Genomic DNA, 6,303 nt, shown 5'->3' with positions numbered 1-6,303 from the left:
ACTAACAAAAATCTACGCGGCCCTCGCGGAGGTCTCATTGTCTGCCGCGATACCGCCATGGGTCGGAAGATCGATTCAGCAGTGTTTCCCGGTATCCAAGGCGGGCCGCACCCGAACGTTATGGCGGCTAAAGCTGTTTGTTTTGGAGAGGCGCTTAAACCCGAATTCGCCGAATATGCAAGTCGTGTGCTGAACTGCGCGAGGACGTTGGCTTCCGGTCTCGGTTCGCGTGGCTACCAGATTGTCACCGGAGGAACAGACACTCCCTTCGCGATGGTCGATTTGAGGAGCAAGGGTCTGACCGGCGATGTTGCTCAAAAAGCGTTGGAAGATCATGGCGTAACGACGAACCGCAATCTCGTTCCACACGATACAGAATCTCCCGACGTGACCTCGGGTCTTCGGATGGGTACGTCAGCGATTGTGGCTCGAGGCATGGAAGAGGCCGAAACGTCCGAGTTAGCAGAACTCATAGCGGATGTTCTCGATCGGGTTGGAGGCCTCACTCTCGGAAGCTCCGTCAAAATTGATCCCGCAATCGCCGAAAAAGTTTCAGCCATGGCATCAACATTTCCACTGTACCCCAACAGTACAATGTTGCGACGGAATTGATGCGCACACGCGGCGCAGCCCGCTCGGGCGCCCAGTGGGCGTGTCACAAAACTGTCGTCCGAACGCGTTGAGCCGAGACCACTCTTCGCTTTGTTAACTTTTTGAAATCAGAAGCGGCGCACGAGCAGATCGTTCTAATCTTCGACGGTCGAAGCGCCGGCAAAGCCAAATTTCCTTTGGCAGCCATAGCATGGCTTCAAACGCAGCAATCTTTCGACGCGCGGTGTTGAAGGATTGGAAGCCGCCGATCTTCGGCATGTTCTTCTTAACCCGGAAATGGTCGCTCTCGACAAGGCTCGATTCCATTTTGGTTTGATTTTGGTGGAGACCTCATGCCAAAGCTAAGGTGCGAGGAAAATCGCGCTTGCCGACGATCATCTCAAGGTTAAGTATGTCTGTATGGGCGGGTTGTAACCAAAATTTCCGGGAAAAAACCAGCTCGATCGAGAAATAGGCTAATAAATCAGATTGCCAATAACTTGCAGGGGAATGCGGAAGATGCTTTCCTTCGATCGTCTTCGTCTGCGAGCGGTAAGAATATCGGGTGCCATGGCGATGGTGTCATGCGATGCCGCCGAACCGGCCCAACTCATCGCGTAGAGCTGTTCCCAGACTGCGCGATTGCGGGTTTCGTGACCGAAGGTTCCTGCCATGCCGCAGCATCCGACCTGGATAGTGTCGAGTCTGATCTGGACTGCATCGAAGACGGCCTTCCACTGGGCTAGTGAGGCTGGAGCGTTGCTGCGTTCGGTGCAATGCGGCAGCAGCTGAAAGCGCTTGCCGGAAGCCGGCGTGACACGTTTGGTCAACCGATCAAGATTAGCAGCCAGCCATTCCTGCGGCAGGAGGACTGGTGCGGATGGCCCGATGCCGGTGACGCCCTTGTATTCGCTGCGGAAAGCAAGCGTCATGGATGGATCGAGACCGACAAGTGCCACCCCGTATCCGCTAGCCGCTGCAGATAGTTCGCAGTCTTGAGGGCCGCCTTCTCGAACTGGCCGAGATAGCCATGTACGTGGAGCCCCCTTGCCGCGGACACGCGATGCGGCAAGCAGCGGAGACAGCCCCATCTTCTGCGCCATGAAGGCATCCGGCACGAATACGATGATGGCCTGCCGTTTCGCGGCCGGAAGCTTGGCAAGGTATCGGGATCCGCAGTGGCAATGCCGAGACGGCTTGCCGCCGTCTGCAGCGAGGTTCTCGGCAGAAGTGGAAGCGATGTCAGGCCAGCAGCTCGCATCAGGCGTTGGCCGAGAGATGTCCCGGTGGACAGATTGTAGAGCGGCCTGATTCTTCTCATCCACGGCAGAGTGGTCTCGATGGCCGAGACGAGCGGATCCTTCAGCGGGCGCTGGTGCCGGCCATAATAGAGCTCGAGAAACCGAAAGGCCGGGACGCTGACCTTTACGGGACATTGCCCGGCGCAGGCCTTGCAGGCGAGACAACTGTCCATTGCCTCGCGCCACCTCATGGGAAAAGTCCGTGCGGTTTTTAGGGTTGACGCTGTTGAAGAGGCGTGCCGGAAGGCGGGCAAACGAGCTGCCGCTCCGCAGACGTCCGGCTTCCTTGCAGGGGTCGACACCCTTGTCGGCGAGCAGCCGCAGCCACTCCCGCATCAGCATCGCCCGGCCTTTCGGCGAGAACCGCTGGTCGCGTCGAAATCGAAACAGGCGCCATTGCCATTGTAATAGGCGGCGTTGTCGAAGGTCGCGCGGATCTCGTTGCAGATCAATCGGCCGGATGCGCCGCGCAGCGGCACCTCGTCGATCTTCAGGAGAGGGGCAGGAGCCGAGGATGGCGCGGCGATCTTGCCGGGATTGAGCCGGTTCTCCGGGTCGAAGGCGCGCTTGATGTGCTGAAGGTCAGGATAGAGATGGCCGAAGAACTCGGGCAGATATTCGGACCGCACGCCCTTGCCATGCTCGCCGCACAAGACGCCGCCATGCTTGCGCATCAGCGCCACAACGGCATCGCTGATCTGGCGCACGATCGGCACATGATCCTCGCGGGTGAGATCGAGCGCCAGGCGCACGTGGAGCACGCCGGCGTCCACATGGCCAAACATTCCATAGGAGACACCGGCATCCTCGAGCAGCGCGCGGAACTCGCGGATTTGGGGCCAGGTTCTCCGGCGGCACCGCCGTGTCCTCGACGAATGCAACCGGGCGGACCGGGCGGTCGACATTGCCGAGGAGACCAACCGGGCGCTTGCGCATTGTCCAGATCGCCTCGACATCCTCAGGATCGCGGGTAATATAACCGTGTAGCCGAGCCGCCCGGCATCGTGCCCCGGATCGAGCGTTTCCGTTAAGGCGGCAAGCTTCTCGTCAAATCGCGGCTGCATCATCGGCAAGGGACCTTCTCATCGACGGTCTCGACCGAGGCAACCTTGAGGGCCGTCAGGCTGCGGGCATCTTCGAGCGCAGCGTTGAAGTCGCCATAGCGGATATTGACGAGCGTGGTCTTTGCGGGATCGGCAGGAGGTTCAGCTCCGCCTCGGCAATCATCGCCAGCGAACCCAGATCCCGGAACCACCGCAACATGTGCCTCTTCAAGGAAGTAGTCAGTGAATCCTGATCGGCATCCGGAGCTCAACAAAAGCGACGAGCGAGCGTCGCCGAATGCCGAATTCAAAACTCAAGTGCTGCAACCTTGCCCTTGGATAACGAGGGGCCGAGCTGGTATCCATATATCAAGCCTGAATTAAATTGCCGGCACATAGTATTTTACGATGTTTTTGTCATCTGCAAGAATCAGACCACGAATGGACAGGGTCTGGAAAAGCGATCACATGCGAGCCGACAAAAGAAGATCTAACCGGACGGACCCAGTGAACCACGATAGCTTGTCTTATCGCAACGGGAAGCTGTTCATTGAAAAACTGGCTGTAGAGGATATCGCAGCCGAGGTTCCGACGCCTTTTTATTGTTACAGCGCCTCTACAATTCGAAATGCCTTTATCCTGCTGGCTGACAAACTCAAGCCGATGCACGCCTCAGTTTGCTTACCGCAGCCTCGCATCTTTGGTTGATCGGCTTAGGTCACGGGATCTGCCGGTGCGCAGGCTGGACCTTGGCGGCGGGCTAGGGATCAATTACGACTTCGGCGTAGGTCCCGATGTTGGCGAATACGCATCCATCGTCGAGGAAACGGTTGGCGGGCTGCGTTGCGAATTGACAGTCGAGCCGGGTCGTTGGCTCGTCGGGCCGGCCGGTCTTCTTGTTACCGAAGTCCTCAATCTTAAAGAAGCCGGCGGTACCGTTCTGGCGATCGTCGATGCGGCTATGAACGATCTCATGCGTCCGGCGCTATATGACGCCATCCATCCCGTCCTACCACTGCTGGACCTTGGAAACCGCAGTGCGCACGCTTATCAAATCGACGCTCTGCCGCCAATCCAATCAGGAGTTCGCATAGCGTTCGGGTGCGCCGGCGCGTACGGCGCGTCGATGGCTTCTACCTATAACTCCCGCGATTTGATCGCCGAGGTTTTGGTCGAGGCAGATCGGTTCCGACTGATCCGTCGTCGCCAGACGATCCAAGACTTGCTCGAACTAGAGCGCACAATGCCTTGGCAGAAAAGCTGCTCTGAGGCTAACGCGACAACCGCACTTTTGAAACCGGTGACAAAATGAACTACATCGAATTTCTGTCCCAGACCGTGTCGGCTGATGGTCATTGGCCATTTGTTAAGATGCACGGCCTCGAGAACTATTTCGTCATCTTAGATCGACGAGAGGTCGCTAAGCCTTTCGTCGTTGAGGATATTGTTCGCATTTGCAGCACAAATGTTGGAGCAGGAGGCGAACAACTCCTAACTATCGAACGACCTTCCAGCGCGGGCCGGGCGGCAGGCGCTTATGCAACCATGCGGATTTTTAACGTCGACGGAAAAGAAGTAGGAGCATGCGGCAACGCGACTCGTTGCATGGCGTACTTGCTCCTGGAGGAAACGCGCACTGAAGAAGTAGTTATCGAAACGGCATCCGGACTGTTGAAGTGCCGCAGGGCCGGTTTACGACAAATCAGCGTCACGTTGGGGCCAATAAGCCTCAATTGGCAGCAGCTCCCTACTAGCCGCGAAGTTGACACCCTCCATATACCTCTGAAGAGCGGCCCTCTTTCTGATGGCGTGGCGCTTTACATCGGCAATCCTCACGTTGTTTTCTTCGTTGATCGGCTGGTGGACGACGACATTCCGCTGTTCGCGCCCGCTATACAGAACGACCCTCTTTTCCCAGAAGGCGTGAACGTCGGGGTGGCTGAGGTTATTGACGCCGACAGTATACATCTCGCCGTTTGGGAACGTCCCGGAATTCTGACGAAAGCATGTGGTACGGGCGCGTGCGTCGCTGCCTATGCTGCCCTGAAGCGGGGCTTCGTAAACTCCACGAAGGTAAAAGTGTATCTTCCGACAGGAGAGCTACAAATCGAGCTGATCGAAAACGACATGGTTGTGATGACCGGTCCTGTGGCGTTCTGCTGCTATGGGTATATCGAAGGCAGACTTGCCGCTTGAACATTGCTGGAGCAGCTGCTTCCCACTCAATGTTAGCGCGAAGCTGGAGCAGCTGCTTCCCACTCAATGTTAGCGCGAATTTCTCCGCACCTTCTGTGCTTGAGTGGGCGTTATCAACTTAACTCGCGGTCAGGGATTTGCGGCATAAACGCGACGGCATGAACACCGCAACCGTCAGCTACAAGCGCCATCGTTTCGCGCCGCAGATCATTGCCCATGCAGTCTGGCTTTACTACAGGTTCCCCTTGAGCCTGCGTCTGGTCGAGGAAATGTTGCTGGAACGCGGGATCGTGGTTTCCTATGAGACAATCTTCGGGCCCGACTACGCCCGCCGGTTGCGCCGCGAGCAGCCAAGCCGCGACGATATCTGGCACCTCGATGAGGTCGTGTCACCATCGCGGGCAAGAAACACTGGCTGTGGCGTGCCGTTGACCAGGACGGGTATGTGCTCGACGAAATCGTGCAAACCCGGCGCAATACCAAGGCTGCCAAGCGCTTGCTGACCCCGTTTTTGAAGAAGCAGGGCGGCACTCCAAAGCGCATGATCCCCGACAAGTTGCGTTCTTACGCTGCCGCCAGGCGTCAGGTCATGCCGAATGTCGAACACCGCTAGCACAAAGGCTTGAATAACCGCGCCGAGAATTCGCACGTACCGCTGCGAAAACGGGAGCGAATGATGCAAGGCTTCCGATCACCAGGAAGTCTGCAGCGCTTCGTGTTGCCGTCCGAAATCTCTTCATCCCACCCCGTCCGAAACGCTCCGCCATTCAGATCCATCTTCACCGCCTGCAAGCCATGGCAGAGTGGAAAGTCGTCACCGTGGGCAACTGACATCCGCCATACAGGCCTCAGCGCGGTCAGAGCCGGATAACGTGACATTACCCGACGACGCATTCCCCCTTGTCGAAGCCCTCCCGCACGGATCCGTGCCTTAACGTCCTCCGGCCAGTTCAGCCGGCCAGTCGCACCCTCCAGAACCTCATGCATCCACACCAAGAGGATGGGCACGCATCGAATATCGACCGTAAGCGTCACGAGCACCGCACCACTATCCTTGCTTGACAGAAGCAGGATGCAGATGCGGGCCGCTTTGACTCGCTTGGGCATGAAGTACGAGCGGATGGCGACGACGGCCCTGGCGATGGCAGCGACGCCTTCGTCGTCGAGCCGGG

Annotated in this window: 4 protein-coding genes and 3 pseudogenes; 5 read left to right on the top strand and 2 right to left on the bottom strand. The window is 57.7% G+C overall.

Annotated elements, in window-relative coordinates; genetic code table 11:
• Nucleotides 1–612: PLP-dependent aminotransferase family protein (locus AC0YKC_RS33680; RefSeq protein WP_488514204.1), on the top strand; the 612-nt coding region annotated here is incomplete at its 5' end.
• Between the two features lie 134 nt (nt 613–746).
• Here the strand turns inward: AC0YKC_RS33680 and AC0YKC_RS33675 are convergent.
• Nucleotides 747–903, bottom strand: a pseudogene (locus AC0YKC_RS33675) (DDE-type integrase/transposase/recombinase); the annotation flags it as partial.
• A gap of 164 nt (nt 904–1,067) precedes the next feature.
• A pseudogene (locus tag AC0YKC_RS33670) lies at nt 1,068–3,131 on the bottom strand (FAD-binding and (Fe-S)-binding domain-containing protein); the annotation flags it as partial.
• A gap of 311 nt (nt 3,132–3,442) precedes the next feature.
• On the opposite strand from AC0YKC_RS33670, the gene AC0YKC_RS33665 reads away from it, so the two are divergent.
• The 4 genes and pseudogenes from AC0YKC_RS33665 to AC0YKC_RS33650 all read left to right on the top strand — a co-directional run bounded on the left by AC0YKC_RS33665 (nt 3,443) and on the right by AC0YKC_RS33650 (nt 5,962).
• On the top strand, nt 3,443–3,643 hold the full coding sequence (locus tag AC0YKC_RS33665) for a hypothetical protein (protein WP_488514203.1): 201 nt from the start codon (nt 3,443–3,445) through the stop codon (nt 3,641–3,643).
• Nucleotides 3,644–3,668: 25 nt separating this feature from the next.
• Nucleotides 3,669–4,247, top strand: a complete 579-nt coding sequence (locus AC0YKC_RS33660) for a diaminopimelate decarboxylase family protein (RefSeq protein WP_488514202.1) — start codon at nt 3,669–3,671, stop codon at nt 4,245–4,247.
• Nucleotides 4,244–5,131, top strand: a complete 888-nt coding sequence (gene dapF, locus AC0YKC_RS33655; protein WP_488514201.1) for a diaminopimelate epimerase — start codon at nt 4,244–4,246, stop codon at nt 5,129–5,131. The genes AC0YKC_RS33660 and dapF overlap by 4 nt, the downstream gene beginning before the upstream one ends.
• Nucleotides 5,132–5,289: 158 nt before the next feature.
• A pseudogene (locus tag AC0YKC_RS33650) lies at nt 5,290–5,962 on the top strand (IS6 family transposase).
• Nucleotides 5,963–6,303 lie beyond the last annotated feature (341 nt).

The sequence above is a fragment of the Mesorhizobium sp. CNPSo 4661 genome, from assembly GCF_057784215.1.
The sequence above is the reverse complement of the archived record's forward strand: the minus strand, read 5'-3'. Positions and strand labels throughout refer to the sequence as shown.